The organism is Micromonospora sp. NPDC051141 (genome assembly GCF_044455765.1).
In the GTDB taxonomy this organism is placed as follows: Bacteria; Actinomycetota; Actinomycetes; order Mycobacteriales; family Micromonosporaceae; genus Micromonospora.
Window position 1 is genome coordinate 606,414 of record NZ_JBITFD010000001.1, and the last position, 23,949, is coordinate 630,362.

At 72.4% G+C, this 23,949-nt stretch carries 26 protein-coding genes and 1 riboswitch; of the genes, 13 read left to right on the top strand and 13 right to left on the bottom strand.

What is annotated here, in order from left to right; translation table 11 throughout:
- Positions 1-10: 10 nt before the first annotated feature.
- Together ACIA6B_RS02230 and ACIA6B_RS02235 are read right to left on the bottom strand one after the other, a co-directional pair.
- On the bottom strand, positions 11-136 hold the full coding sequence (locus tag ACIA6B_RS02230; protein ID WP_396770092.1) for a hypothetical protein: 126 nt from the start codon (positions 134-136) through the stop codon (positions 11-13).
- Positions 133-1,551: an OFA family MFS transporter gene (locus tag ACIA6B_RS02235; RefSeq protein WP_281941264.1), complete on the bottom strand. Its 1,419-nt coding sequence runs from the start codon at positions 1,549-1,551 to the stop codon at positions 133-135. The genes ACIA6B_RS02230 and ACIA6B_RS02235 overlap by 4 nt, the downstream gene beginning before the upstream one ends.
- Before the next feature lie 178 nt (positions 1,552-1,729).
- Between ACIA6B_RS02235 and pdxY the strand changes: the two genes are divergently transcribed.
- The 4 genes from pdxY to ACIA6B_RS02255 all read left to right on the top strand — a co-directional run bounded on the left by pdxY (position 1,730) and on the right by ACIA6B_RS02255 (position 5,953).
- Positions 1,730-2,581 carry a pyridoxal kinase PdxY gene (gene pdxY, locus ACIA6B_RS02240; protein WP_396770094.1) on the top strand — a complete coding sequence of 284 codons (852 nt, stop codon included), beginning with the start codon at positions 1,730-1,732 and terminating at the stop codon, positions 2,579-2,581.
- A 32-nt stretch (positions 2,582-2,613) separates the two neighbouring features.
- Positions 2,614-3,075 (top strand): helix-turn-helix transcriptional regulator, encoded by a 462-nt coding sequence (locus ACIA6B_RS02245; protein ID WP_396770096.1) that lies wholly within the window; start codon positions 2,614-2,616, stop codon positions 3,073-3,075.
- A 19-nt stretch (positions 3,076-3,094) separates the two neighbouring features.
- Entirely contained in the window at positions 3,095-3,508 is a 414-nt protein-coding gene (locus ACIA6B_RS02250) for a VOC family protein (RefSeq protein WP_396770098.1), read from the top strand.
- An 84-nt stretch (positions 3,509-3,592) separates the two neighbouring features.
- Positions 3,593-5,953: an excinuclease ABC subunit UvrA gene (locus ACIA6B_RS02255; protein ID WP_396770100.1), complete on the top strand. Its 2,361-nt coding sequence runs from the start codon at positions 3,593-3,595 to the stop codon at positions 5,951-5,953.
- 104 nt (positions 5,954-6,057) lie between these two features.
- Here ACIA6B_RS02255 and ACIA6B_RS02260 read toward each other — a convergent pair whose 3' ends face one another.
- Both ACIA6B_RS02260 and ACIA6B_RS02265 read right to left on the bottom strand, forming a co-directional pair.
- The gene (locus ACIA6B_RS02260) at positions 6,058-6,426 is read right to left on the bottom strand and encodes a phosphotransferase (RefSeq protein ID WP_396770102.1); all 369 of its coding nucleotides are present in this window, start codon (positions 6,424-6,426) and stop codon (positions 6,058-6,060) included.
- Positions 6,344-6,922 (bottom strand): phosphotransferase, encoded by a 579-nt coding sequence (locus ACIA6B_RS02265; protein ID WP_396770104.1) that lies wholly within the window; start codon positions 6,920-6,922, stop codon positions 6,344-6,346. Before ACIA6B_RS02265 ends, ACIA6B_RS02260 begins: the two co-directional genes overlap by 83 nt.
- Before the next feature lie 98 nt (positions 6,923-7,020).
- Between ACIA6B_RS02265 and ACIA6B_RS02270 the strand changes: the two genes are divergently transcribed.
- Complete coding sequence (locus ACIA6B_RS02270) at positions 7,021-8,016, top strand: tyrosine-type recombinase/integrase (protein WP_396770106.1); 996 nt, start codon at positions 7,021-7,023, stop codon at positions 8,014-8,016.
- Here the strand turns inward: ACIA6B_RS02270 and ACIA6B_RS02275 are convergent.
- Both ACIA6B_RS02275 and ACIA6B_RS02280 read right to left on the bottom strand, forming a co-directional pair.
- A complete protein-coding gene (locus ACIA6B_RS02275; protein ID WP_396770108.1) occupies positions 8,013-8,879 on the bottom strand; it encodes an SDR family NAD(P)-dependent oxidoreductase in 867 nt (288 codons plus the stop codon). The two genes, ACIA6B_RS02270 and ACIA6B_RS02275, sit on opposite strands and share 4 nt — an antisense overlap.
- Positions 8,876-9,244 carry a nuclear transport factor 2 family protein gene (locus tag ACIA6B_RS02280; protein ID WP_396770110.1) on the bottom strand — a complete coding sequence of 123 codons (369 nt, stop codon included), beginning with the start codon at positions 9,242-9,244 and terminating at the stop codon, positions 8,876-8,878. Before ACIA6B_RS02280 ends, ACIA6B_RS02275 begins: the two co-directional genes overlap by 4 nt.
- 79 nt (positions 9,245-9,323) lie before the next feature.
- On the opposite strand from ACIA6B_RS02280, the gene ACIA6B_RS02285 reads away from it, so the two are divergent.
- The 3 genes from ACIA6B_RS02285 (at position 9,324) to ACIA6B_RS02295 (ending at position 12,184) form a co-directional block, all read left to right on the top strand.
- Positions 9,324-10,136, top strand: a complete 813-nt coding sequence (locus ACIA6B_RS02285; RefSeq protein WP_396770112.1) for a MerR family transcriptional regulator — start codon at positions 9,324-9,326, stop codon at positions 10,134-10,136.
- A gap of 39 nt (positions 10,137-10,175) precedes the next feature.
- Entirely contained in the window at positions 10,176-11,201 is a 1,026-nt protein-coding gene (locus ACIA6B_RS02290) for a hypothetical protein (protein ID WP_396770114.1), read from the top strand.
- A gap of 92 nt (positions 11,202-11,293) precedes the next feature.
- Positions 11,294-12,184 carry a bifunctional 5,10-methylenetetrahydrofolate dehydrogenase/5,10-methenyltetrahydrofolate cyclohydrolase gene (locus ACIA6B_RS02295; protein WP_396770116.1) on the top strand — a complete coding sequence of 297 codons (891 nt, stop codon included), beginning with the start codon at positions 11,294-11,296 and terminating at the stop codon, positions 12,182-12,184.
- 3 nt (positions 12,185-12,187) lie between these two features.
- On the opposite strand, the gene ACIA6B_RS02300 is transcribed toward ACIA6B_RS02295, so the two are convergent.
- A complete protein-coding gene (locus ACIA6B_RS02300) occupies positions 12,188-12,967 on the bottom strand; it encodes an endonuclease/exonuclease/phosphatase family protein (protein ID WP_396770118.1) in 780 nt (259 codons plus the stop codon).
- A gap of 174 nt (positions 12,968-13,141) precedes the next feature.
- Here ACIA6B_RS02300 and ACIA6B_RS02305 point away from each other — a divergent pair, with 174 nt between their 5' ends.
- On the top strand, positions 13,142-13,918 hold the full coding sequence (locus tag ACIA6B_RS02305) for a sulfite exporter TauE/SafE family protein (protein WP_396770120.1): 777 nt from the start codon (positions 13,142-13,144) through the stop codon (positions 13,916-13,918).
- Entirely contained in the window at positions 13,918-14,694 is a 777-nt protein-coding gene (locus tag ACIA6B_RS02310; protein ID WP_396770122.1) for a GNAT family N-acetyltransferase, read from the top strand. Before ACIA6B_RS02305 ends, ACIA6B_RS02310 begins: the two co-directional genes overlap by 1 nt.
- Positions 14,695-14,709: 15 nt before the next feature.
- On the opposite strand, the gene def is transcribed toward ACIA6B_RS02310, so the two are convergent.
- Positions 14,710-15,219, bottom strand: a complete 510-nt coding sequence (def, locus tag ACIA6B_RS02315) for a peptide deformylase (RefSeq protein WP_396770124.1) — start codon at positions 15,217-15,219, stop codon at positions 14,710-14,712.
- A gap of 10 nt (positions 15,220-15,229) precedes the next feature.
- Entirely contained in the window at positions 15,230-15,739 is a 510-nt protein-coding gene (locus ACIA6B_RS02320) for a MarR family winged helix-turn-helix transcriptional regulator (protein ID WP_396770126.1), read from the bottom strand.
- A gap of 50 nt (positions 15,740-15,789) precedes the next feature.
- On the opposite strand from ACIA6B_RS02320, the gene pip reads away from it, so the two are divergent.
- Positions 15,790-16,737: a prolyl aminopeptidase gene (gene pip / locus ACIA6B_RS02325; RefSeq protein ID WP_396770128.1), complete on the top strand. Its 948-nt coding sequence runs from the start codon at positions 15,790-15,792 to the stop codon at positions 16,735-16,737.
- An 18-nt stretch (positions 16,738-16,755) separates the two neighbouring features.
- On the opposite strand, the gene ACIA6B_RS02330 is transcribed toward pip, so the two are convergent.
- Positions 16,756-17,943, bottom strand: a complete 1,188-nt coding sequence (locus ACIA6B_RS02330; protein ID WP_396770130.1) for a chorismate-binding protein — start codon at positions 17,941-17,943, stop codon at positions 16,756-16,758.
- A 123-nt stretch (positions 17,944-18,066) separates the two neighbouring features.
- Here ACIA6B_RS02330 and ACIA6B_RS02335 point away from each other — a divergent pair, with 123 nt between their 5' ends.
- The gene (locus ACIA6B_RS02335) at positions 18,067-18,267 is read left to right on the top strand and encodes a DUF5999 family protein (RefSeq protein WP_107157847.1); all 201 of its coding nucleotides are present in this window, start codon (positions 18,067-18,069) and stop codon (positions 18,265-18,267) included.
- A gap of 93 nt (positions 18,268-18,360) precedes the next feature.
- Here the strand turns inward: ACIA6B_RS02335 and gcvP are convergent, their stop codons facing one another.
- Together gcvP and ACIA6B_RS02345 are read right to left on the bottom strand one after the other, a co-directional pair.
- Positions 18,361-21,183, bottom strand: coding sequence for an aminomethyl-transferring glycine dehydrogenase (gcvP, locus tag ACIA6B_RS02340; protein ID WP_396770133.1), 2,823 nt, complete (start codon positions 21,181-21,183; stop codon positions 18,361-18,363).
- Positions 21,184-21,256: 73 nt separating this feature from the next.
- Positions 21,257-21,347: riboswitch (glycine riboswitch) on the bottom strand.
- A gap of 57 nt (positions 21,348-21,404) precedes the next feature.
- Positions 21,405-22,298, bottom strand: coding sequence for an NAD-dependent protein deacetylase (locus ACIA6B_RS02345; protein ID WP_396770135.1), 894 nt, complete (start codon positions 22,296-22,298; stop codon positions 21,405-21,407).
- A gap of 100 nt (positions 22,299-22,398) precedes the next feature.
- Here ACIA6B_RS02345 and ACIA6B_RS02350 point away from each other — a divergent pair, with 100 nt between their 5' ends.
- Positions 22,399-23,055, top strand: coding sequence for an NAD(P)H-binding protein (locus ACIA6B_RS02350; RefSeq protein WP_396770137.1), 657 nt, complete (start codon positions 22,399-22,401; stop codon positions 23,053-23,055).
- Positions 23,056-23,113: 58 nt separating this feature from the next.
- Here ACIA6B_RS02350 and ACIA6B_RS02355 read toward each other — a convergent pair whose 3' ends face one another.
- A complete protein-coding gene (locus ACIA6B_RS02355) occupies positions 23,114-23,773 on the bottom strand; it encodes a DivIVA domain-containing protein (protein ID WP_396770139.1) in 660 nt (219 codons plus the stop codon).
- Positions 23,774-23,949: the final 176 nt, after the last annotated feature.

The window sequence follows — 23,949 nt, forward strand, 5'->3', positions numbered from 1 at the left end:
CCGCCACGCGTCAGTGCGTGAACAACTTCGCCGCCGTGATCAGCGTCTGCACCACGCCGTAGCCCAACAGCACGACCACCACCAGCCACGACACCACCAGACGGACCCGCTGCCCGCCACCGCTGCGCTCGTTCACGACCCGCTCCGCTCCGCCGTCACCGGCTGCCCGTCCACCATCTCGTCCCGGCCCGACGCCGGCTCGTGGAACCGCCGCGGCACCGGCCGGATCAGCAGGTTCGCCACCAGCCCCACCGCCAGCACCCCGACCATCGTGAACAACGCCGGCCGGTACGCCGACGCGGTCAACGAACCCGGCTCGCCCTGCGCGTCCAGGAACGCGTTGACGATCAACGGGCCGGCCACCCCCGCCGCCGACCACGCGGTCAACAGCCGACCGTGGATCGCGCCCACCTCGAACGTGCCGAACAGATCCCGCAGATACGCCGGCGCGGTCGCGAACCCGCCACCGTAGAACGACAGGATCACGCAGGCCAACAGCACGAACAACGCCGTCGCGCTCTGCCCGACCAGCGCCAGCACCAGGTACAGCACCAGGCCCACACCCAGATACACCACGTAGATCGGCTTACGACCGATCACGTCCGACGTCGACGACCAGACGAACCGGCCCGCCATGTTGAACAGCGACAGCAACCCGACGAACCCGCCGGCCGCCGCCACCGACACCGCCGACGTGCCGTTGTCCCGGAAGAAGTCCTGGATCATCGGACTGGCCTGCTCCAGGATGCCGATGCCCGCCGTCACGTTGCAGAACAGCACCACCCACAGCAGCCAGAACGAGCGCGTTCGCACCGCGTTCGCCGCCGACACGTTCGCGGTGGTCACCATCGGCTTCGCCGCCACCTTCGCCGGATCGAACCCGGCCGGCCGCCAGTCCGCCGCCGGCACCCGCACGTTGAACACCCCGAACATCATGATCACGAAGTAGCCGACGCCGAGCGTGACGAACAACCACACCAACGCCGACCCCGACGCCGTCGACCCGCTGTTCGACGGGTCGTACCCCGGGTCGAACAACGACAACAACTGCCGGGACAGGGGAGAGGCCACCATCGCCCCACCACCGAACCCCATGATCGCCAGCCCGGTCGCCAGACCCGGCCGGTCCGGGAACCACTTGATCAACGTGGAGACGGGGGAGATGTACCCGATCCCCAACCCGATCCCGCCCAGCACCCCGTACCCCAGGTACAGCAGCCACAACTGCGACGTCGCGATGCCCAGCGCGCCCACCAGGAACCCCGCCGCCCAGAAGCACGCCGAGACGAACATCGCCTTCCGCGGCCCGTTCGCCTCCACCCAGGTACCGGCCACCGCGGCCGACAACCCCAACATCACGATCGCGATGCTGAAGATCACCCCGATCGCAGTCTGCCCCGAGTCGAAGTGCGCGATCAGGGAGTTCTTGTACACGCTCGTCGCGTAGACCTGCCCGATGCAGAGATGGATCGCCAGCGCCGCCGGCGGGATCAGCCACCGGCTGTACCCCGGCGGCGCGACGGTGTGCCGACGATCGAGTGCGGAAAGCATCAGTGCTTCCTCCGTCCAGATGGCGAGAACCCCTCGCTTCATGCCCCCCGCGCATGCAGTGCCCAAACCCGCCACGCGCCCGACGGTCGAAACCCGGAGCCGAACGGTCGACCGTACCCGCACCCGTCGCCCGACGACCACCCAGCGTGACCCCCCACGAAGTGCGAGGATGAGCCCCGTGAAGATCCTCTCCATCCAGTCCTCGGTCGCCTACGGCCACGTCGGCAACTCCGCCGCCGTGTTCCCGCTGCAACGCCTACGCCACGAGGTCTGGCCGGTGCTGACCGTGCACTTCTCCAACCACACCGGCTACGGCGCCTGGCGCGGCCCCCTGCTCGCCCCCACCGACGTCGCCGACGTCATCACCGGCATCGCCGAGCGCGGCGTGCTCGGCACCGCCGACGCCGTCCTCTCCGGCTACCAGGGCGACCCCGCCGTCGGCGCCGTCATCCTCGACGCCGTCGCCCAGGTCAAGGCCGCCAACCCGGCCGCCCTCTACTGCTGCGACCCGGTCATGGGCGACGTCGGCCGCGGCATGTTCGTCCGCCCCGGCATCCCCGAATACCTGCGCGACACCGTCGTGCCCCGCGCCGACATCGTCACCCCCAACCAGTTCGAGCTGGAGTTCCTCGCCGGCCGCCGCACCGACACCCTCGACGACCTGCTCACCGCCGTCGACGCCGTCCGCGCCACCGGCCCCGAGCACGTCCTGGTCACCAGCGTCCTGCACGGCGACCTGCCCACCGACCACCTCGACGTCGTCGCCGTCTCCACCGACGGCGCCTGGGCCGTCACCACCCCACTGCTGCCGATCAGCCCCAACGGCGGCGGCGACGTCACCGCCGCCCTCTACCTGGCCCACCTCGCCACCACCGGATCACCCGCGACCGCGCTGGAACGCACCACCAACTCCATCTACGCGGTCCTCGACGCCACCCTCGCCGCCGGCACCCGCGAACTCCAACTCGTCGCCGCCCAGGACGCCATCGCCGACCCACCCACCCGGTTCACCGCCCGCCGACTGCGCTGAACACCTGGACGCCCCCGCCCCGGCCAGCGAAAATGCCAAACGTGCCCACCCACCACCCGGCCACCGACGACCCCGCCTTTGCCCACCGCCTACGCGACCTCGCCCGTCTGCGCCGCATCCGCGACCGCATCGACCGCGAACACGCCCAACCCCTCGACGTCGAAGCCCTCGCCCGCGGCGAACACATGTCCGCCGGCCACCTCAGCCGCCAGTTCCGCCAGACCTACGGCGAAACCCCGTACTCCTACCTCATGACCCGCCGCATCGAACGCGCCATGGCCCTGCTGCGCCGCGGCGACCTCAGCGTCACCGACGTCTGCTTCGCCGTCGGCTGCCAGTCCCTGGGCACCTTCAGCACCCGCTTCACCGAACTCGTCGGCGAACCCCCCAGCGCCTACCGCGCCCGCCATGCCCCCGGCACCGCCGAACCACCCCCGTGCCTCACCAAACACGCCACCCGACCGATCAGGAATCGAGAAGCTCCCGCCACCTGACCGAACTAGCGTGACCACCATGACCGTCACGATCCACTACGCCTTCCTGCCCCACACCGACGCCGACGCCGCCCTCGCCTTCTACCGCGACACCCTCGGCTTCGACCTGCGCAACGACGTCGGCCAGGGCAACACCATGCGCTGGCTCACCGTCGGCCCACCCGGACAACCCGAGACCGGCATCGTCCTGCACCCGCCGGCCGTCGACCCCGGCATCACCGACAACGAACGCCGCACCATCTACGAACTCATCGCCAAGGGCACCTACGGCGCGCTCACCCTCGCCACCGACGACCTCGACACGCTCTTCGACCGCCTCCAGGCCAGCGGCGCCGACGTCGTCCAGGAACCCACCGAGCAGCCCTACGGCGTCCGCGACTGCGCCTTCCGCGACCCCACCGGCAACCTCATCCGCATCAACCAGCGACGCTGACCCGGCCCGGCGAGACGTACCGTACTATGTACGCCAGCCGGCGCGCCGGCTGGCCCCGACACCGCACCAACCGGACGGAGACCCATGCCCCAGGCCCACGCCGACAGCCACGACGTCATCCGCGTCCACGGCGCCCGCGAGAACAACCTCCGCAACGTCGACGTCGAGTTGCCCAAACGCCGCCTCACCGTCTTCACCGGCGTCTCCGGCTCCGGCAAGAGCAGCCTGGTCTTCGGCACCATCGCCGCCGAATCCCAACGCCTCATCAACGAGACCTACAGCGCCTTCGTCCAAGGCTTCATGCCCACCCTGTCCCGCCCCGACGTCGACATCCTCGAAGGCCTCACCACCGCCATCATCGTCGACCAGGAACGCATGGGCACCGACCCCCGCTCCACCGTCGGCACCGCCACCGACGCCAACGCCATGCTCCGCATCCTCTTCAGCCGCCTCGGCCACCCCCACATCGGCCCACCCAACGCCTACTCCTTCAACGTCCCCTCCGTCCGCGCCACCGGCGCCATCACCGTCGACCGCGGCCCCGGCAAGACCCAGACCAAGAAGGGCACCTTCCACCGCCTCGGCGGCATGTGCCCCCGCTGCGAAGGCCGCGGCAGCGTCACCGACTTCGACCTCACCGTCCTCTACGACGCCGACCGCACCCTCAACGAGGGCGCCATCACCATCCCCGGCTACAGCATGGACGGCTGGTACGGCCGCATCTTCCGCGCCAGCGGCATGTTCGACCCCGACAAACCCCTGCGCGACTACACCGACCGCGAACGCCACGACCTGCTCCACAAGGAACCCACCAAAATCAAGGTCGACGGCATCAACGTCACCTACACCGGCCTCATCCCCGCCATGCAGAAGTCGATGCTCGCCAAGGACGTCGACGCCATGCAGCCCCACATCCGCGCCTTCGTCGAACGCGCCGTCACGTTCACCACCTGCCCCGACTGCGACGGCACCCGCCTGGCCCCCGAAGCCCGCTCCTCGAAGATCAACGGCATCTCCATCGCCGACGCCTGCGCCATGCAGATCAGCGACCTCGCCACCTGGGTCCGCGACCTGCACGAACCCTCCGTCGCCCCGCTGCTCACCGCACTGGGAGACACCCTCGACTCCTTCGTCGAGATCGGCCTCGGCTACCTCAGCCTCAACCGCCCCGCCGGCACCCTCTCCGGCGGCGAGGCCCAACGCACCAAGATGATCCGCCACCTCGGCTCATCCCTCACCGACGTCACCTACGTCTTCGACGAACCCACCATCGGCCTGCACCCGCACGACATCGCCCGAATGAACGACCTCCTGCTCCGCCTGCGCGACAAGGGCAACACCGTCCTGGTCGTCGAACACAAACCGGAAACCATCGCCATCGCCGACCACGTCGTCGACCTCGGCCCCGGCGCCGGCACCGACGGCGGCACCATCTGCTACGAAGGCACCGTCGCCGGCCTGCGCGCCAGCGACACCGTCACCGGCCGCCACCTCGACGACCGGGCCACCCTCAAGGACACCACCCGTACCCCCTCCGGCGCCCTGCCCATCCGCGGCGCCGCCACCCACAACCTGCGCGACGTCGACGTCGACATCCCCCTCGGCGTCCTGGTCGTCGTCACCGGCGTCGCCGGCTCCGGCAAGAGCAGCCTCATCCACGGCTCCCTGGCCGGGCGCGACGACGTCGTCAGCATCGACCAGACCGCCATCCGCGGCTCCCGCCGCAGCAACCCGGCCACCTACACCGGCCTGCTCGACCCCATCCGCAAGGCCTTCGCCAAGGCCAACGGCGTCAAACCCGCCCTGTTCAGCGCCAACTCCGAAGGCGCCTGCCCCACCTGCAACGGCGCCGGCGTCATCTACACCGACCTCGGCATGATGGCCGGCGTCGCCAGCACCTGCGAGGACTGCGAAGGCAAACGCTTCCAGGCCGCCGTGCTCGACTACCACCTCGGCGGTCGCGACATCAGCGAGGTCCTCGCCATGCCGGTCAACGAGGCCGAGAAGTTCTTCGGCGCCGGCGACGCCCATATCCCGGCCGCGCACGCCATCCTCGACCGGCTCGCCGACGTCGGGCTCGGCTACCTCACGCTCGGTCAGCCGCTGACCACGCTGTCCGGAGGGGAGCGGCAACGGATCAAGCTGGCCACCCGGATGGGGGACAGGGGCGGCGTCTACGTCCTCGACGAACCGACCACCGGCCTGCACCTGGCCGACGTCGCCCAACTGCTCGGCCTGCTCGACCGGCTGGTCGAATCCGGCAAGTCGGTCATCGTCATCGAACACCACCAGGCGGTCATGGCGCACGCCGACTGGATCATCGACCTCGGCCCGGGCGCCGGCCACGACGGCGGTCGCATCGTCTTCGAGGGCACCCCGGCCGACCTGGTGACCAAGCGGTCCACCCGCACCGGCGAACACCTCGCCGCCTACGTCGGGGCCTGACCCGCGAAACCCGGGGCGGCGGTGCCCGGCACCGGCACCGCCGCCCCGACCAACCAGTTCGATAATCTACATTATGTCAAGTAAGGCGGAGTCGGGGTCCCCCGTCACTCCGCCACCGGGTCCGCCAACACCGCCGCCAACACCCGCGACGGCTCCGCGACCGGCCCCGACGCCATCGTGACGAGCGCCTTCCACAACGCCCAGCCCCGGGCCCGCCGCCACGCGTCCACCGGCAACCCGACCGCATCCCGGAACGCCGCGCGCTCGGCGCCGACGCACCACGTCCAGGCCGGCACCAGATCGCAGGCCGGATCACCCACCCCGCACTGCCCGAAGTCGATCAGCGCGGCCAGCCGGCCGCGGGCGACCAGCACATTCCCGGCCGAGACGTCACCGTGGAACCACACCGGCGCCGCCGGCCAAGCGGATGTCACCGCGTCCGCCCACACCGCCCGCGCGGCGACCACGTCCACCCCGCCGCCCAGCGCCCGCCAGGGCCCGCTCCACCTCGTCGCCGTAGACGCTCGGATGGCAGCCCCGGAACGCCGAGTGCCGGCCGGCGACCGGTCCGCCCGCCGTCGGCGCCTCCCGCAGCGCGGCCAGCAGGCCGCCGAGGTCCCGGGCCACGGCGACGCGGTCGAGGCCGTCGGCGGCCGCCAGCGTGTCGCCGGGCAGCCACCGCCGCACCGACCAGGGGTACGGGTATCCGGCGCCGGGCGCCCCGGTGGCGACCGGTTCGGGTACGGGTAGCGGCAGATGGTGGGCCAGGACGGGCAGCCAGCGGTCCTCCTTGTCGACGCCGGGCACGTAGCCCTCGGCGCTCGGCAGTCGGGCCAGCAGGTGCTCGCCGAGGCGGAACGTCCGGTTGTCCCACCCCTGCCGCGCGACGGCGGTGACCGGCAGGTGCGCCCACTGCGGGAACTGCGCGGCGACCAGGGCGCGGACGAGCGCGGCGTCGATCTCCACCATGCGGTCCAGTCTGCGGTGCGCGGCAATCGCTTTTCGTCGGTGCGCTCCCCCGTAGTGGCGGCCTGGCGGGAACGCGAGAATCGTGCATAATATCCCTTATGCATGACAAAGCGGACGAAACGGTTGGGGTGTTGATCGAGGAGTTCCTGACCGCCCGGGCCACCCGCAAGCCCTCACCCCACACGCTGGCGGCGTACCGGCGGGACCTCACCGGCGTCGCCGCGCTGGAGGTGGCGGACGGTGACGGCACTCCCCTCCCCCTGGGCCGGCTGCCGGTCGGGCGCCTGTCCCCCCGGCTGATGCGCGCGGCGTTCGCCCGGTTCGCCGCTCCCCGCGCCGCCGCGTCGGTCCACCGCGCCTGGTCCACCTGGAACAGTTTCTTCACGTTCCTGGTGGCCGACGGGGTGGTGGCCGGGAACCCGATGCCCGCGGTCGGGCGACCCCGCACGCCGCTCCCCCGGCCCAAGCCGTTACGGGGCGAGGACACCCCGGAGGAGCTGCTGGCGGCGGTGGCGCGGGCCGAGGGCCGGCAGCGTGACCCGTGGCCGGAGCGGGACGTGGCGGTGCTGGCGTTGGCGCTGTGCGCCGGCCTGCGTCTGTCGGAGCTGCTGGCGCTACGGGTGTCGTCGGTCGCCGGTCGCGAGGGCGAGCGGCGGGTGGACGTGGCCGGCAAGGGCGGTCGGCCGCGTACGGTGCCGATCGAGGTGGGCGTGGACCGGGTGGTGGGTGGTTACCTGGACAGCCGGCGGCGGCGGTTCGGGGCGCGCAGTGTGCGTCCGGACGGGTCGCTGCTGGTGGACCGGCAGGGTGAGCCGTTGCGTCGGGGTGGCCTGCAGTATCTGGTGGAGTCGTGTTTCCGGCGGGCGGGCATCGGTGACCGGGTGCCGCGTGGGGCGCGGTTGCACGCATTGCGGCACACGTTCGCGACGCGGTTGGCCGAGGACGGGGCGAGCGCGGCGGAGATCATGCGGTTGCTGGGGCACGCGTCGTTGGCGTCGTCGCAGACGTACATCGAGGTGACGGCGGGTCAGCAGCGGGCGGCGGTGGCGGCCAATCGTACGAACCGGGCGTTGTCCGGGTTGTCGGGTCTCTAGCGTGGCTCGGGCGGGAAGTCGGCGCCGCGGGTGAGGGTTTCGTTGGCGCGGATGTCGGCCAGGGTGTGTTCGAGGGTAGCGGTGACGCCGTCGAACGCGGCGCTGCCGAGGACCAGTCGGCGCGGTGGCGGGTCCTGGCGCATCGCCTCGATGACGGCGTGGGCGCCGCGCCGCGGGTCGCCGGGTTGCGTGCCGTGCTGGTCGATCATGGCGGCGCGGACCTGTTCGAGCATCGGCCGGTAGTCGCCGATGCTCTCGTGGATCGGTTGGTCGGCGAATCCGGCGTAGGCGTGGGTGCGGAAGGCTCCGGGTTCGACGGTCAGTACGCGGATGCCGAGTCCGGCCACCTCGTCGCGCAGCGTGTCGGTGATTCCTTCGATCGCGTGCTTGGCGGCGCTGTAGTAGCCGAATCCGGCCACGGCGCGCAGTCCGGCCGCCGAGGACATGGTGACGATCCAGCCGGAGCGGCGGGCGCGCATGCCCGGCAGTACGGCACGGGTGACGGTCAGGACGGCGAAGAAGTTCAGCTCGAACAGGTCCCGTACGGCGGAGTCGGCCATGCCCTCCACGGATCCGTACCGGCCGCGGCCGGCGTTGTTGACCAGCACGTCGATTCCGCCGAAGCGTTCCTCGGCCGCCGCCACCGCGGCGCGTACCTGCTCGGGGTCGGTCACGTCCAGCGGCAGGACGAGGACCCGGTCCCGGTGGGTGTGTGCCCAGTCGTGGAGCGCTTCGGTGCGGCGGGCGGTCAGGACCACCCGGTCGCCGGTTTCGAGGGCGGCTTCGGCGTAGGCCATCCCGAATCCGCCGGGGGTGCCGCCGGTGATGAACCAGGTTCTCGCCGTCGGGGTGGGGGTGGTCACGGCTCGATCACCAGTCGGGCGATCAGTCCGTCGCGGAGGGTGAAGCGGAAGTGCAGGTCGGCGGTGCCGCCGGGGAAGTTGCCGGCCAGGTGGTGCATGGCGTCGTAGTGCTGGTCGTCGAGTTTGGCGGCGGCGGTGAGTTCGGTGGTGTAGGTGTATTCGCCGGTCGATCGGGACAGCCAGGCCCGGATCTGTTCGGGTCCGTGGTGGGTGCGGCCCTCGTCGGTCACCGTGGCGTGGGGCGCGCACAGCGCGATGGCCGTGTCGATGTCCCGTGTCTGGTGCGCGGTGAGGTACCGGGTGATTGTTTCGGGTAGTTCTCCCGGCTCGATGGCTTTCGCCTGACTCCAGTTGATTTCGGTCATGCGGTCATTATTGGGCTTCCCGTCGGGAGAGGGGCAAGCGATGGAGTCTCCCCTGCGGGGAGGGTGCAGAGTGGGTGGCATGCGCAGGGGCATGACGATCGGGGAGTTCGCGACGGTCACCCACCTGAGTGTGCGGACGTTGCGGCGTTACCACGAGGCGGGGCTGCTGGAGCCGCAGACGGTGGATCCGTTCACCGGTTATCGCTACTACGGGACCGAGCAGATCCCGGCGGCGCAGGTGATCCACCGGCTGCGGGAGTTGGACGTGCCGTTGGCCGAGGTGAAGGCGATCCTGGCGACGGACGACCCCGATCGGCGTTCCGCCTTGGTCGCGGCGCACCTGCGGCGGTTGGAGGAGGCGTTGGAGCGTACCCGTGGGGCGGTTGCGGCGCTGCGCCGACTGCTGGGGCCGGAGGATCGTGATCTGGCGGTCGAGGTGCGGTCGGTGTCCGGGTGCGGCGTCGCCGCGGTGCGGGGACGCGTCGAGTTGGCGAGGGCCGGGGCCTGGTACGACGGGGCGATGGCGGAGTTGGACGCGGCGTATCCGGTGGGTGAGCGGGTCGGGCCGCCGGGCGGCGAGTACGCCAACGAGTTGTTCACCGGGGGCGTCGGCGAGGTGGTGGTGTATCGGCCGGTTCGTCGTCCGCGTCCGTCGGGGCGGATCGAGGTCGTCGAGTTGCCGGCGGCCGAGTTCGCGGTTGCCGTGCATCGTGGGCCGCACGATGACATCGACGTGACTTATGGGCGCCTGGGCGCGTGGGTGGTCGGGCACGCGCTGGCCGTCGACGGGCCGGTCCGGGAGACGTACCTGGTGGGGCCGCGCGACACCGAGGTGTCGGCGCGGTGGCGTACGGAGATCGGTTGGCCGGTCTTCCGTCTCTCCGCCGCTTGACCCGGCCGGGGCGGGTGTGGCGGTGGCAGGATTGGTCGGATGCGGGTGGATGCGGCGCGGGCGGTGGCGGTCGACTGGGTGCGGGAGCGGATGCGGGCGGATCCGTCGGTCGAGGGGGCGCTGTTCAGTGGCTCGACGGTGGGGTTGCCGGGTGACGCGGAGTTGCCGGTGTGGTCGGACGTGGACGTGCTGCTGGTGCGGGACTCCCCCGGCGTGAAGGTGGGCAAGTTCGTCCATCGGGGGGTGTTGTTGGAGGTCAGTTCGGTCACCTGGGCGCAGGTGGGTGAGCCGGAGGACGTGCTGGGGTCGTGGGTGTTCGCGCCGATGTTCCGTACCGATGCGGTGATCGCGGATCCGTCGGGGCGGTTGGCGGCGGTGCGGCGGCGGGTGGCGGTGGGGTACGCGGATCCGGTGTGGGTGCGGCGGCGGTGCGCGGGGGTGCGGCGGCGGATCGAGGACGGGTTGCGGGGGTTGGACGCCGGGGCGCCGTTCGCGGAGCAGGTGTTGGCGTGGGTGTTCCCGACGTCGCTGGTGGCGGTGTGGCCGGCGGTGGCGGGGTTGGTGGATCCGACGGTGCGGCGGCGGTTCGTGCGGGCGTCGGAGGTGTTGACGCGGTTCGGGTTCGGCGCGTGGTATCCGGAGTTGTTGGCGGCGGTGGATGGGGGCGGGGTGGGCGCGGCGCGGGTGCGGGAGCATCTGGCCGGGTTGGCGGTGGTGTTCGACGAGGTGGCGGGGCTGCCGCGGGAGGGGTTCGCGTTCGGGGCGGATCTGGCGGTGGCGGGGCGGCCGGTGGTGTTCGACGGTGGGTTGGCGTTGGTGGCGGCGGGGCGGCACCGGGAGGCGATGTTCTGGGTGGTGGTGACGTGGGCGCGGTGTCTGGTGGTGTTGGGTGCGGTGGCGCCGGAGCGGGAGCGGGCGTTGCGGTCGGGGTTGGTGGCGGTGTTGGCGGATCTTCGGGTGGTGTCGGCGGCGGATCGGCGGCGGCGGGCGGATGCGGTGTTGGCGTCGTTGCCGGGGTGGCAGTCGGTGGTGGATGCGATCGTGGCGCGCGCTGTGGCAGGGTGAGGGGGACGCGACTGGCGGCACGGGGATGGGTGAACCATCGGGGAGCTCGTCGTGGGGGTCGACCGCCTGGGCCTCCGCGGGCGAGGTGTCGCATGTCTTCTTCTTCGGTGGTTGCGGGTTCGTCGGCGCGGTTGTTGCCGGGTGGGCCGGTGGCGGAGCGGGTGTTGGGCGAGGTGGCCGCGTCGGTGGCGGAGCTGCGTGCGGTGGGGGTGACGCCGGCGTTGGCGACGGTGCTGGTGGGTGACGACGACGCGAGCGCGGGTTACATCCGGATCAAGCAGCGGCAGGCGGCGGCGTTGGGGTTCGCGTCGCCGCACGTGCGTCTGCCGGCGTCGGCGTCGCAGGCGGATCTGCATGCGGTGTTGGCGGATTTCAACGCCGATTCGGCGGTGCACGGGGTGTTGGTGCAGCATCCGGTTCCGGGGGGTCTGGACTACGACCGGGCCCTCGCCGTGGTGGATCCGGACAAGGACGTCGACGGTATGCACCCGGTGAACATGGGTCGGTTGGCGTTGGGGTTGCCGGGGCCGTTGCCGTGTACGCCGGCGGGGATCGAGGCGTTGTTGGCGTTCCACCGGGTGCCGGTGTCGGGCCGGGAGGTGGTGGTGCTGGGTCGGGGTGCGACGTTGGGTCGGCCGTTGGCGATGTTGTTGGCGCAGAAGCGGCCGACGGCGAACGCGGCGGTGACGGTGGTGCACACGGGGGTGGCGGACTGGCCTCGGTACACGCGGCGGGCGGAGATTCTGGTGGCGGCGGCGGGGGTGCCGGGGATCGTGCGGCCGGAGCATGTGCGTCCGGGTGCGGTGGTGGTCGGTGGTGGGGTGCGGTACGAGGGGCGGCGGTTGTTGCCGGATGTGGACGAGTCGTGTGCGCGGGTGGCGGGTGCGATCACGCCGCGGGTGGGTGGGGTGGGTCCGACGACGGTGGCGATGTTGTTCCGCAACGCGGTGCGCGCGGCCCGGCGGCAGACCGGCGTGGGGTGAGGGTCAGCCGAGGTCGACGATGAGAGGGCGGTGGTCGGAGATGGTGGAGGGTGGGGTGTCGACGGCGGTGACGGGCGGGAGCCGGTCGAGGTGGTGGGGGTCGGCGAGGATGTGGTCGAGTTGGACGCGGGGTTGTCCGGCCGGGTAGGTGGGGAGTCGGCCCAGGGGGCGCCAGCGTGACAGCGCGGCGGCGGGGCCGGCGGGAAGGTTGAGGTCGCCGAGCAGGATGCGCGGGGCGGGCAGCGCGCGCAGGGCGCGCACGACGCGGCGTAGTTGCCACATGTTCCAGCCGGGGACGAAGGACAGGTGGGTGGCGGCGACGGTGAGTGGGCCGTGGGGGGTGTCGAGGAGGGCGGCGAGGACGACGCGGGGTTCGTCGCGGAGCAGGACGAGTCCGCCGCGGGGGCCGGGGATGTAGATGGGTGAGCGGACGGGTGCGGCGGGTAGGCGGGTGATCTGCCAGGAGCGGACGGGGTGGCGGCTGATGAGGCCGACGCCGTAGAGGGGTTCGCCGTGGCCGTCGTCGTCGTGGGTGAGGGGGCGGAAGTGTTCGCCGGGGGTGCCGACGACGGCGGCGGCGAAGCGGTGGTGGTCGGCGTGCAGGGCGCGGGCGGCGTGGGCGGTGAGGTCGAGTTTGCCGCTGCGGGTCTGGTCGCGGTCGACTTCCTGGAGGGCGAGCACGTCGGCGTCGAGGGCGGTGACGGCGGCGGCGAGTCGGTCGGGGTCGACGAGGCCGTCGGTGAGGGAGCGGCCGTGCAGCAGGTTGAAGGTGGCCAGGCGCACCTGCACACCCTACGTGGTGGTGGCAGGCTGGTCGGATGGTGAAGCTGTTGTGTTGTTCGGTGCTGGTGTTCGTGGCGGTGGCGTCGGTCGGGTTGTGGGTGCGGCGTCGTCGGGGGCGGTGAGGCTGGCCACAGGGGTGCTCGCGGGTGGTGGTGGGGTGGGCAGAATGCGGCCGTGGATGCCGGGTCGTTGGTGACGTTGCTGGCCGCTGCCGCGTTGGCCGGGTGGGTGGACGCGGTGGTGGGTGGTGGCGGGTTGCTGTTGTTGCCGGCGTTGTTGTTGGCGGCGCCGGGGGTGCCGGTGGCGACGGCGTTGGGGACGAACAAGTTGGCGGCGATCTTCGGGACGTCGACGGCGGCGGTGACGTATGCGCGGCGGACGAGGCTGGACTGGGCGGTGGCGGGTCCGGCGGCGGGGTTGGCGGTGGTGATGTCGGGGTTGGGTGCGGCGTTGGCGGGGGCGGTGCCGGCGGGGGCGTACCGGCCGGTGGTGTTGGTGGTGTTGGTGTTGGTGGCGGTGTTCGTGCTGACCCGGCCGCGGTTGGGGGTGGTGGCGTCGCCGTCGCGGCGGACCCGGCGGCGGGTGGTGGTGGCGGTGGCGGTGGCGGGGTTGGGGGTGGCGTTGTACGACGGGTTGATCGGTCCGGGTACGGGCACGTTCCTGGTGTTGGTGTTCACGGCGTTGGTGGGTGCGGATTTCGTGCACGCGTCGGCGATGGCGAAGGTGGTGAACGCGGGTACGAATCTGGGGGCGCTTGTGGTGTTCGGGGTGACGGGGCACGTGTGGTGGTTGTTGGGGGCGGCGATGGCGGTGTGCAATGTGGCCGGGGCGGTGGTGGGCGCGCGGATGGCGTTGCGGCGGGGTGCGGGGTTCGTGCGGGTGGTGTTGTTGGTGGTGGTGTTGGCGTTGGTGGCGCGGTTGGGTTACGACCAGTGGGTGGCGGTGCGGTGATGGTGGTGCGGGCGGAGCACGACCGGGCGGTGTTGGCGGGGTTGTTGGGTCGGGATCCGGTTTTGCACGCCTACCAGTTGGGTGATCTGGACGATTTTTTCTGGCCGTACACGTCGTGGTTCCGCTCGGGTGACGAGGTGGTGTTGCTGTACCACGGGGTGGAGTTGCCGACGTTGTTGGCGTTCGCGGCGCCGGATCGGGTGGCGGCGTTGTCGGGGTTGGTGGCGGCGGCGGCGCCGGTGTTGCCGGCGCGGTTGTGGGCGCACCTGTCCCCCGGTCTGGAGGCGACGGTGGCGCGGTGGTACGCGGTGTCGGACGCGGCGGCGCATGTGCGGATGGCGTTGACGGATCCGGGGCGGTTGGCGGCGGCGCCGGCGGTGGGTGAGCCGTTGGGGCGGGCGGATCTGCCGTTGTTGCGGGAGTTGTACGCGGTGGCGTATCCGGGGAACTGGTTCGACGCGCGGATGGTGGACACCGGTCAGTACGTGGGGGTGCGTGCGGGTGGTCGGTTGGTGGCGGTGGCGGGGGTGCACGTGTTCTCGCCGCGGTGGGGGGTGGCGGCGGTGGGGAACGTGACGACGCATCCGGATGTGCGGGGGCGTGGGCTGGGGGCGGGTGTGGTGGCGGCGTTGTGTGCGCGGCTGCGGGCGTCGGTGGATCATGTGACGTTGAACGTGCGGGTGGACAACGTGGCGGCGGTGCGGTTGTACGAGCGGTTGGGTTTCACCCGGGTGGCCGGGTTCACCGAGTGCGCGTTGACCCGGTTGCCCGGCTGACGGGTGTGCGGGGTGTCAGCGGTCTCGGCTGGGTGAGTCGAAGCGGCCGGCGCGGATCTCCCGCAGCGCGCGGCGGCGGGTGTCGCCGCGCAGGGTGTCGACGTAGAGGCGACCGCGCAGGTGGTCGGTTTCGTGTTGCAGGGCGCGGGCGAGGAAGCCGCTGCCGGTGATGGTGAGGGGTTCGCCGTGCTGGTCGTAGCCGTGGGCGGTGGCGTGCAGCGCGCGGGGGGTCGGGAAGTAGAGGCCGGGGATGGACAGGCAGCCCTCGTCGTCGTCCTGGAGTTCCTCGGACAGTTCCAGGGTGGGGTTGACGAGGTGGCCGCGGTGGCCGTCGGCGTCGTAGACGAAGACCTGGGTGTTGACGCCGATCTGGGGGGCGGCGACGCCGGCGCGGCCGGGGGCGCCGAGCAGGGTGTCCATCAGGTCTGCGACGAGGGCGCGGAGTTCGGCGTCGAAGGTGGTGACCGGTTCGCTGGGTGTGCGCAGGACGGGGTCGCCGATGATCCGGATCGGGCGCATAGTCATGCCCGGAAGGCTATCCGTTGCTTACCGGTGTGGGGGGCCCACCCGCCGGTGGGAGCAGGCCGGTGTCGGCGATGCGGTCGCGTAGTGGGCGGTGGCGCAGGGCGGTGAGCACGGCGTACAGCTCGTCGGCGAGGGGTACGGGCAGTTCGGTGTCGAGGTGGCGCATGGCGGCGGTGGTGGCGGCCCATTCGGCTTCGACGGCGGGCAGCAGTGTGCGGGCGCGGTCGGTGAGGGTGACGATGCGGTGGCGGGCGTCGGCGCCGGGGGTGAGGGTGACCAGGCCGGCGCGGCGCATGCCGGCGACGGTCTGGCTGGCGGCGGAGTGGGTGACGCCGACGCGGGCGGCGAGGTCGCGGATGGGTAGTGGTCCGTCGGTGACCAGGGCGCGGAGCAGGGGTGAGTAGCGGGGCCGGTAGTCGGTGAGGCCGAGTCGGTGGTGGACGGCGGCGACGTCGCCGTCGAGCAGTTCCAGGACGTGGCGTAGCAGGGTGCCGAGGGCGTCGCGGTGGGGGGCGGTCACGTCCGTTAATGTAACAGCGCTGTTGTTTCTGGTGCGGGAGGACCTGGGGCATGTATCCACCGATCGAGCCGTACGCGTCGGGGCACCTGGACGTCGGCGACGGCCAGCGCGTCTACTGGGAGACCTGCGGCAACCCGGCGGGCCGGCCGGCGCTGGTGGTGCACGGCGGTCCCGGCTCGGGCGCCGGCGCGTCGTGGCGGGAGCTGTTCGACCCGGCCGCCTACCGGGTCGTGCTGTTCGACCAGCGCGGCTGCGGGCGCAGCACCCCGTCGGCCGCCGACCCGGCGACCGACCTGTCGGTGAACACCACCGGTCACCTGGTGGCCGACATGGAGGCGCTGCGCGTCCACCTGGGCGTGGACCGGTGGCTGCTGTGCGGCGCGTCGTGGGGCTCGGCGTTGTCGTTGGCGTACGCGCAGGCGCACCCGGGGCGGGTCAGCGCGCTGGTGCTGTTCAGCGTGGTGGCCAACACCCGCCGCGAGATCGAGTGGGTGACCCGGGACATGGGCCGGTTGTGGCCGCAGGAGTGGGCGCGGTTCCGCGCCGGGGTGCCCGAGGCCGACCGCGACGGTGACCTGGCCGCCGCGTACGCCCGGCTGGTCAACGACCCCGACCCGGCGGTGCGGGAGCGGGCGGCGCGCGACTGGTGCGACTGGGAGGACGTGCACGTCTCCCTCGCCGGCGGGTACGCGCCCAGCCTGCGCTACGCCGACCCGGTGTTCCGCTACGGGTTCGCCCGGCTGGTCACCCACCACTTCGCGAACCTGGGGTTCGTGCCGGACGGTCAGTTGCTGCGCGACGCCGGCCGGCTCGCCGGCATCCCCGGGGTGCTCGTGCAGGGCCGCCTCGACGTCAGCGGCCCGCCGGACATCGCGTGGCGGTTGACCCGGGACTGGCCGGACGCCCGGGTGGAGATCGTCGAGTCCGGCGGGCACGGCGGGGGCCACGGCGTCGGTGAGCGGGTGGTGGCCGCCCTGGACGCGTTCGCCGCCGCCTGAGGCCCGCGGTCGGTCGGGTCAGCCGGCGGCCAGCAGCGCGCGTACCGGGGCGGCCTTCGCGGCGGCCTCGGCGACCTCGGCGGCGGGGTCGCTGTCCCAGGTGATGCCGCCGCCGGCCCACAGGTGCAGCCGGTGGGCGTCGGCGGCGGCGGTGCGGATGGTCAGGCCCAGGTCCAGCCGGTCCGGCCCGACCCAGCCCAACGCGCCCATGCCGGCGCCGCGTCCGACCGGCTCGCGTGCGGCCACCTCGGCGAGCGCGGCGTGCTTCGGCGCGCCGGTGACCGACCCGCCGGGGCAGACCGCGCGCAGCAGGTCGGCCAGGCCCAGGCCGTCGGCGGGCGCCGCGGAGACCGTCGACTCGGCCTGCCACAGGTCGCACCAACGGCGTACGGCGAACAGTTCGTCGACCCGGACGGAGCCGGTGCGGGCCACCCGGGCCAGGTCGTTGCGTTCCAGGTCGACGATCATGATGTGTTCGGCGCGTTCCTTGGCGGAGGCGAGCAGGTCGCGGCGGCCGGCGGCGGTGGCCGCGCGGGTGCCCTTGATCGGCCGGGTGACCAGCCGGCCGTGTTCGGTCGCGACGAGCGTCTCCGGGGAGGCGCAGCCCAGCGCCCAGCCGGGGCCGGTGAGGGCGCCGCCGTAGCGGGCGCCGGGCAGCGCGGCGAGGCGGCGCAGCGCCGGGCGCGGGTCGCCGGTGTAGTCGGCGGCGGCGTGCCCGACGAGGTTGACCTGGTAGACGTCGCCGCGGGCGATGGCGGCGCGCACCGACTCGACGGCGGTGGCGTGCGCGTCCGGCGTCCAACTGTCGCGCCAGTGCCCCAGCCGCCAGCCGGCCGGCGACGGCGACGGGTGCGGGCGCTCGCCGTGGTGGTAGACGACCACGACCAGGTCGGGCAGCGCCGGCACGGGCGTGGGCGCGCCGGTCGGCGCGCCGACGGCGTAAGCGCCGGCGGCGGCGGACAGGAACAGCGCCGCCCCGCACGGCCCGTCGGCGGTGTGCCGGCCGGGCCGCGCCAGGTCGTCGACGTCGACGCCGTGCGCGGTGAGGAAGCGTTGCGCCAGGTCGGTGGGGTCGCCGCCGTCGCCGAGGCGCCACTGCAACCGGGCGGTCTCGACCAGCCGGGACCGGCAGGCGGGTGGCGCGCCGGGCACCGCGACCGACACGTGTGGGAGCGCTTCCACGCCGTCCGGACCGTTCCGCCTCATCCGTTCAGCCGATTCTGGGTGAACAAGCCGCGACCTTGCTCGGTGTTGCACGGTTGAGCTTGGTACTGTGCGTCACTGGTCATGTGAACCATGACACAGTGCCCCCACAGTCCGGAGAACCCGATGTGTCAGCACCAGCCCACCTGCCCCTCCGCCGACGCGACCGACCGCGAGGCCGCCCGCGTCCTCGCCTGCTTTCCTGAGCAGGGCTGGAGCCTGCTCTGCAACGGCGTCATCATCTTCGAGGACACCGGTGAGCTGCTCCCCGACGGGCGGACCATCGCCCCGCACCGGGGACCGGCCCGCCACGCCCTCGTCGCCTGAGCAATCACGCAGCGTCAGTGAGCGTACGCGCCGACATTCCCCGTCGACGCGCCGGCCGGGGCGGCGATCCACCACCGCCCCGGCGTGCCCGACTCAGTCCTCGAACGCCTCCGGCGCCGGACACGAACAGACCAGATTCCGGTCCCCGTACGCGCCGTCCACACGCCGCACCGGCGGCCAGTACTTCCCCGCCCGGTCCACCGCCCCCGGATAGGCGCCCACCGACCGCGGGTACGGGTGCGACCACTCGTCACCGGACACCATCGCCGCGGTGTGCGGCGCGTTCGACAGCGGATTGTCGCCCGCCGGCCACCGCCCGGACCCCACCTGGTCGATCTCGGCCCGGATAGCGATCATCGCGTCGCAGAACCGGTCCAACTCGGCCAGGTCCTCACTCTCGGTCGGCTCCACCATCAACGTCCCCGCCACCGGGAACGACATCGTCGGCGCGTGGAACCCGTAGTCGATCAGCCGCTTCGCCACGTCGTCGACGCTCACCCCGGTCGCCTTCGTCACCGGCCGCAGATCCAGGATGCACTCGTGCGCCACCAGGCCCTTGTTGCCGGCGTACAGCACCGGGAAGTGCTCCCGCAGCCGCACCGCCACATAGTTCGCCGCGAGCACCGCCACCGCCGTGGCCCGCGCCAGCCCGCCGGCGCCCATCATCCGCAGATACGCCCACGGGATCGGCAGGATCCCCGCCGACCCGTACCGGGCCGCGGAGATCGCCGGCCGGCCGTCGACGGACGCGCCGACCGGGTCACCCGGCAAGAACGGCGCCAGGTGCGCCCGCACCGCCACCGGACCCACCCCCGGCCCACCGCCGCCGTGCGGAATGCAGAACGTCTTGTGCAGGTTCAGGTGCGACACGTCCGCGCCGAAGCGCCCCGGCTTGGCGAACCCGACAAGCGCGTTGAGGTTCGCCCCGTCGACGTACACCTGACCGCCGGCGTCGTGAACCTTCGCGCACAACTGCGCGATGCCCGTCTCGTACACGCCGTGCGTCGACGGGTACGTCACCATGATCGCCGCGAGCGCGTCCCGATGCTTGTCGATCTTCGCGTCGAGGTCGACCAGGTCGACGTTGCCGTCGGCGTCGCAGCCCACCACGACCACCCGCATACCGGCCATCACCGCCGACGCGGCGTTCGTGCCGTGCGCCGACGACGGGATCAGACACACGTCCCGATGCCCCTCACCCCGGCCCCGGTGGTACGCGCGGATCGCCAACAGGCCGGCCAGCTCCCCCTGCGACCCGGCGTTGGGCTGCACGCTGACCGCGTCGTAGCCGGTCACCTCCGCCAGCCACCCCTCCAACTGGGCGATCAACTCCCGGTAACCGGCGGTCTGCGCGTCCGGCGCGAACGGGTGCAGATGCGCGAACTCCGGCCAGGTCACCGGCTCCATCTCGGTGGTGGCGTTGAGCTTCATCGTGCACGACCCCAACGGGATCATGCCCCGGTCCAGGGCGTAGTCGAAATCGGCCAGCCGCCGCAGATACCGCAGCATCGCCGTCTCCGAGTGGTGGCTACGGAACACCGGATGGGTCAGCACGTCACCGGTGCGCGCCAACCCGTCCGGCAGCGCCACCTCCCCGTCACCGTCGACGCCGTCGACGCCGAACGCCGCCCAGACCGCCCGCAGATGCGCGTCGGTGGTCGTCTCGTCGCAGGACACCCCGACCCGGTCGCCGTCCACCAGCCGCAGGTTCACGTTACGCGCCGCCGCCTCGGCCACCACCCGCGCCGCCCGACCCGGCACCGTCGCGGTGACCGTGTCGAAGAACGCCACGTCCGCGACATCGACACCGCCGGCACGCAACCCGGCCGCCAACCGCGCCGCCGCCCCGTGAGTACGCCGAGCGATCGCCCGCAACCCGTCCGGGCCGTGATAAACCGCGTACATGCCGGCCATCACCGCCAGCAACACCTGCGCGGTGCAGATGTTGCTCGTCGCCTTCTCCCGCCGAATGTGCTGCTCACGGGTCTGCAACGCCAACCGGTAGGCGGCATTGCCGTCGGCGTCGCGCGACACCCCGACGAGACGACCCGGCAACATCCGCTCCAGACCGGCGCGCACCGCCAGGTACCCGGCGTGCGGCCCACCGAACCCCATCGGCACCCCGAACCGCTGCGTGGTGCCGGCAGCGATGTCCGCGCCGATCTCCCCGGGCGGGCGCAGCAACATCAACGCCAACAGGTCCGCCGCGACGGTCACCAACGCGCCCGCCGCGTGCGCCGCCTCCACCAGCGGAGCATGGTCCCGGACCGCCCCCGACGCGCCCGGATACTGCAGGTGCAGGCCGAAGAACTCCGCCGGCAACTCCTCGACGTCGACGTCGACGACCCGCACCTCGATACCGAGCGGCTCGGCGCGACTGGCGATCACCGCGACGGTCTGCGGCAACGCGTCGGCGTCCACCACGTACACCGGGCTCTTGCTCTTCGACGCGCGGCGCGCGAGCGTCATCGCCTCCGCCGCGGCGGTGCCCTCGTCGAGCATCGACGCGTTCGCCGTGGCCAACCCGGTCAGATCGGTCACCATGGTCTGGAAGTTCAGCAACGCCTCCAGCCGCCCCTGGCTGATCTCCGGCTGATACGGCGTGTACGCGGTGTACCAGGCCGGATTCTCCAACACGTTGCGGCGGATCACCGCCGGGGTGTGCGTGCCGTGGTAACCCAGGCCGATCATCGACACGGCCACCGTGTTCCGGGCCGCGAGCGCCCGCAACTCGGCCAGGGCCTCCCGCTCCGAGGCCGGCGCCGGCAGATCCAACGTCCCGTGCCAGCGGATCACCTCGGGAATCGCGGCGTCCATCAGCTCGTCCACGGAGCCGTAGCCGACGGCCTCCAACATGCGGCGCTCGTCGTCCGGGCCAGGGCCGATGTGCCGGTCGGCGAACTGCTCAACGGTCATGCGCGGCGCTCCTTGTAGGGGCGAGGTCGACGGGTCGGCCTCCCCCTGAGTCACGCTCACGCGCTCCACAGCGCCTGCCCACGTGGTCCTTTTGCCTGAGAGGTTCCGGGGAGAATCTGCCCCTTCGGCGCCGTCGGGTCGACGGTCTCTCCCACGTGGGTGGTACCGGCACCCCCCACGCTACCAGCGGCCGTGTTTCCGGCTCATGTCCCAGGGTGTGATCACACCGGCGCCGGCTCGGCGAACCCGGCGGCCAACGCGGTCAACGTGGCGCCCAGCGGCGCGTCCAACCGCACCGTCGCGTACCCGTCGCCGCGGGTGACGCCCTGGTTGACGATCGCCACCGCAATGCCGCGCTTCGCCGCCCGCAACACGAACCGCCGCCCCGACATCACCGTCAACGACGACCCCAGCACCAGCACCGCCCGGGCCCCCTCCACCAGCGCGAAACAGTCCGCCACCCGCGGCGCCGGCACCGTCTCGCCGAAGAACACCACATCCGGTTTCAGCATCCCCCCGCCGCACACCCCGCAGTCGACGACCCGGAACCCGGCCACCGCCTCGTCCGGCAGGTCCACGTCACCGTCGGGGTTCACCCGCGCCACCCGCGCGTCGAACCCCGGGTTCGCCTCGGTCAACCGCCGGTGCAGCTCGTCCCGGCCGGTCAGGTTGCCGCAGTCCAGGCACGTCACCTCGTCGAGCCGGCCGTGCAACTCGATCACACCGGTCGCGCCGGCGGCGGTGTGCAACCCGTCGACGTTCTGCGTGATGATGCCGTCGAGCAGCCCCGCGCGCTGCAACCGGGCCACCGCCCGGTGCCCGTCGTTGGGCGCCGCCCGCGCGATCGTCCGCCACCCGAGGTGGCTGCGCGCCCAGTACCGTCGCCGCGCCAGCGGGTCCCGCGTGAACGCCTGGAAAGTCATCGGGGTGTGCCGCCGCGCCGCGCCGCTGGGCCCCCGGTAGTCCGGAATGCCCGACTCGGTGGACAGGCCGGCGCCGCTGAGCACCACCACACCCCCGCCGGCCAGCAGCCGCGCCAACCCCTCGAACGCATCACTCACCCCACCATGCTGCCTCGCGCACCCCCACCCGCCCACCCCGCCGGCACCGATCATGGGTCGGCGGCACGATCCGGGCGCGCCACCCACCCAGCACCTCATGATCAACGCCGCTGGTCGCCGGGCGCGGCGACCAGCGGCGGGCTACGTTGAGCACATGCGCGTCGTCATCGCCGGAGGCCACGGAAAGATCGCCAAGCTGCTCGAACGGGACCTCGCCGGCCGCGGCGACACCCCGGTCGGGCTGATCCGCAACCCCGACCACGCCGCCGCGATGCGCGCCGCCGGCGCCGAACCCGTCGTGTGCGACCTGGAACACACCGACGCCGACACGCTCGCCCGGCACCTCGCCGACGCGGACGCGGTGGTGTTCGCCGCCGGCGCCGGCCCCGGCAGCGGCGCCGACCGCAAGGACACCGTCGACCGCGGCGCCGCCGTGCTGCTCGCCGACGCCGCCGTCCGCGCCGGCGTCCGCCGCTACCTGCTCGTCTCCTCGATGGGCGTCGACGACCCGCCCGCCGCCGGCACCGACGACGTCTGGGCGGCCTACCTGCGGGCCAAGAAAGCCGCCGAGGACGACGTCACCGGCCGCGACCTCGACGTCACCGTGCTACGGCCCGGCCGGCTCACCGACGACGAACCCGGCGGCCGGATCACCCTCGCCCGGCACGTCCCACCCGGCGCGATCAGCCGCGCCGACGTCGCCCGCGTCCTCCTGGCGCTGCTGGAGACCCCCGGCGCCGCCGGGCACACCGTCGAACTCGTCGCCGGCGACACCCCCCTCGCCGAGGCCGTCGACGCGCTCACCCGCTGACCCACCACCGCCCGGCCCCGCCGGTCCGGCCCACCCGCACGGCGGGCCGGACCGGCGCTCACCGCTGGTGACGCGGCAACGCCGGCTGCGGCGACTCCCGGGTGAGACGCTCCATCGTCCGCGCCAACTGCTCACTACCGTCGTCGAGATGCCGGGCCGCCGCCCGCATGTGCGACATCATCATCTCGCCGAAGATCCGCAACGCCTCCCGCGTCGCCACCGCATCGTCCACGTCGCCACCGGCAGCCCGGCGGTACTCCACCACCGCCCGCTCGGCCTCCTGCTTCGCCTCCTCCGCCGCCGCCCGCAGATAACTCTCATACTGCGTCCGGGCGTACTCGGCGACCCGACGGGCATAGTCGTGAGCCTGCGCGATGATCTGCTCCGCCTCCCGCTGCGCCGCCGACAGCAGATTCACCTCCTTCGCCGCCGGCCGCACCGGCGTGTCGGCACTCGGAATCACCCCGTGCCGGTGCAACTCCAGATGGTCGTTGAGCCGCTCGTTCTCCGCCCGCAGATTCGCCACCTGGGCCGCCAGCAGATCCAACTCGTCGGCCACCTGCACCCGGAACCGGTCCACATCGGCCTGCTCATAGCCACGCCTGGTGAACGCCGCCGACTCGAACTCCCACCGCCGCACCCGGTCCGAGGTCAACCGCACCTGCACCGACCCGGACACCTGCTGCGCGTCATAACCACTGATCGGGGACGCACTCATCGGACCATCTCCGTTCGCGGCTGCGGGGCTCGCGACCCCGGCTCACTCCTCGCGCTCACCGGGCCGCTGGTCGTTCGCGACTGCGGGGCTCGCGACCCCGGCTCACTCCTCGCGCTCACCGGGCCGCTGGTCGTTCGCGACTGCGGGGCTCGCGACCCCGGCTCACTCCTCGCGCT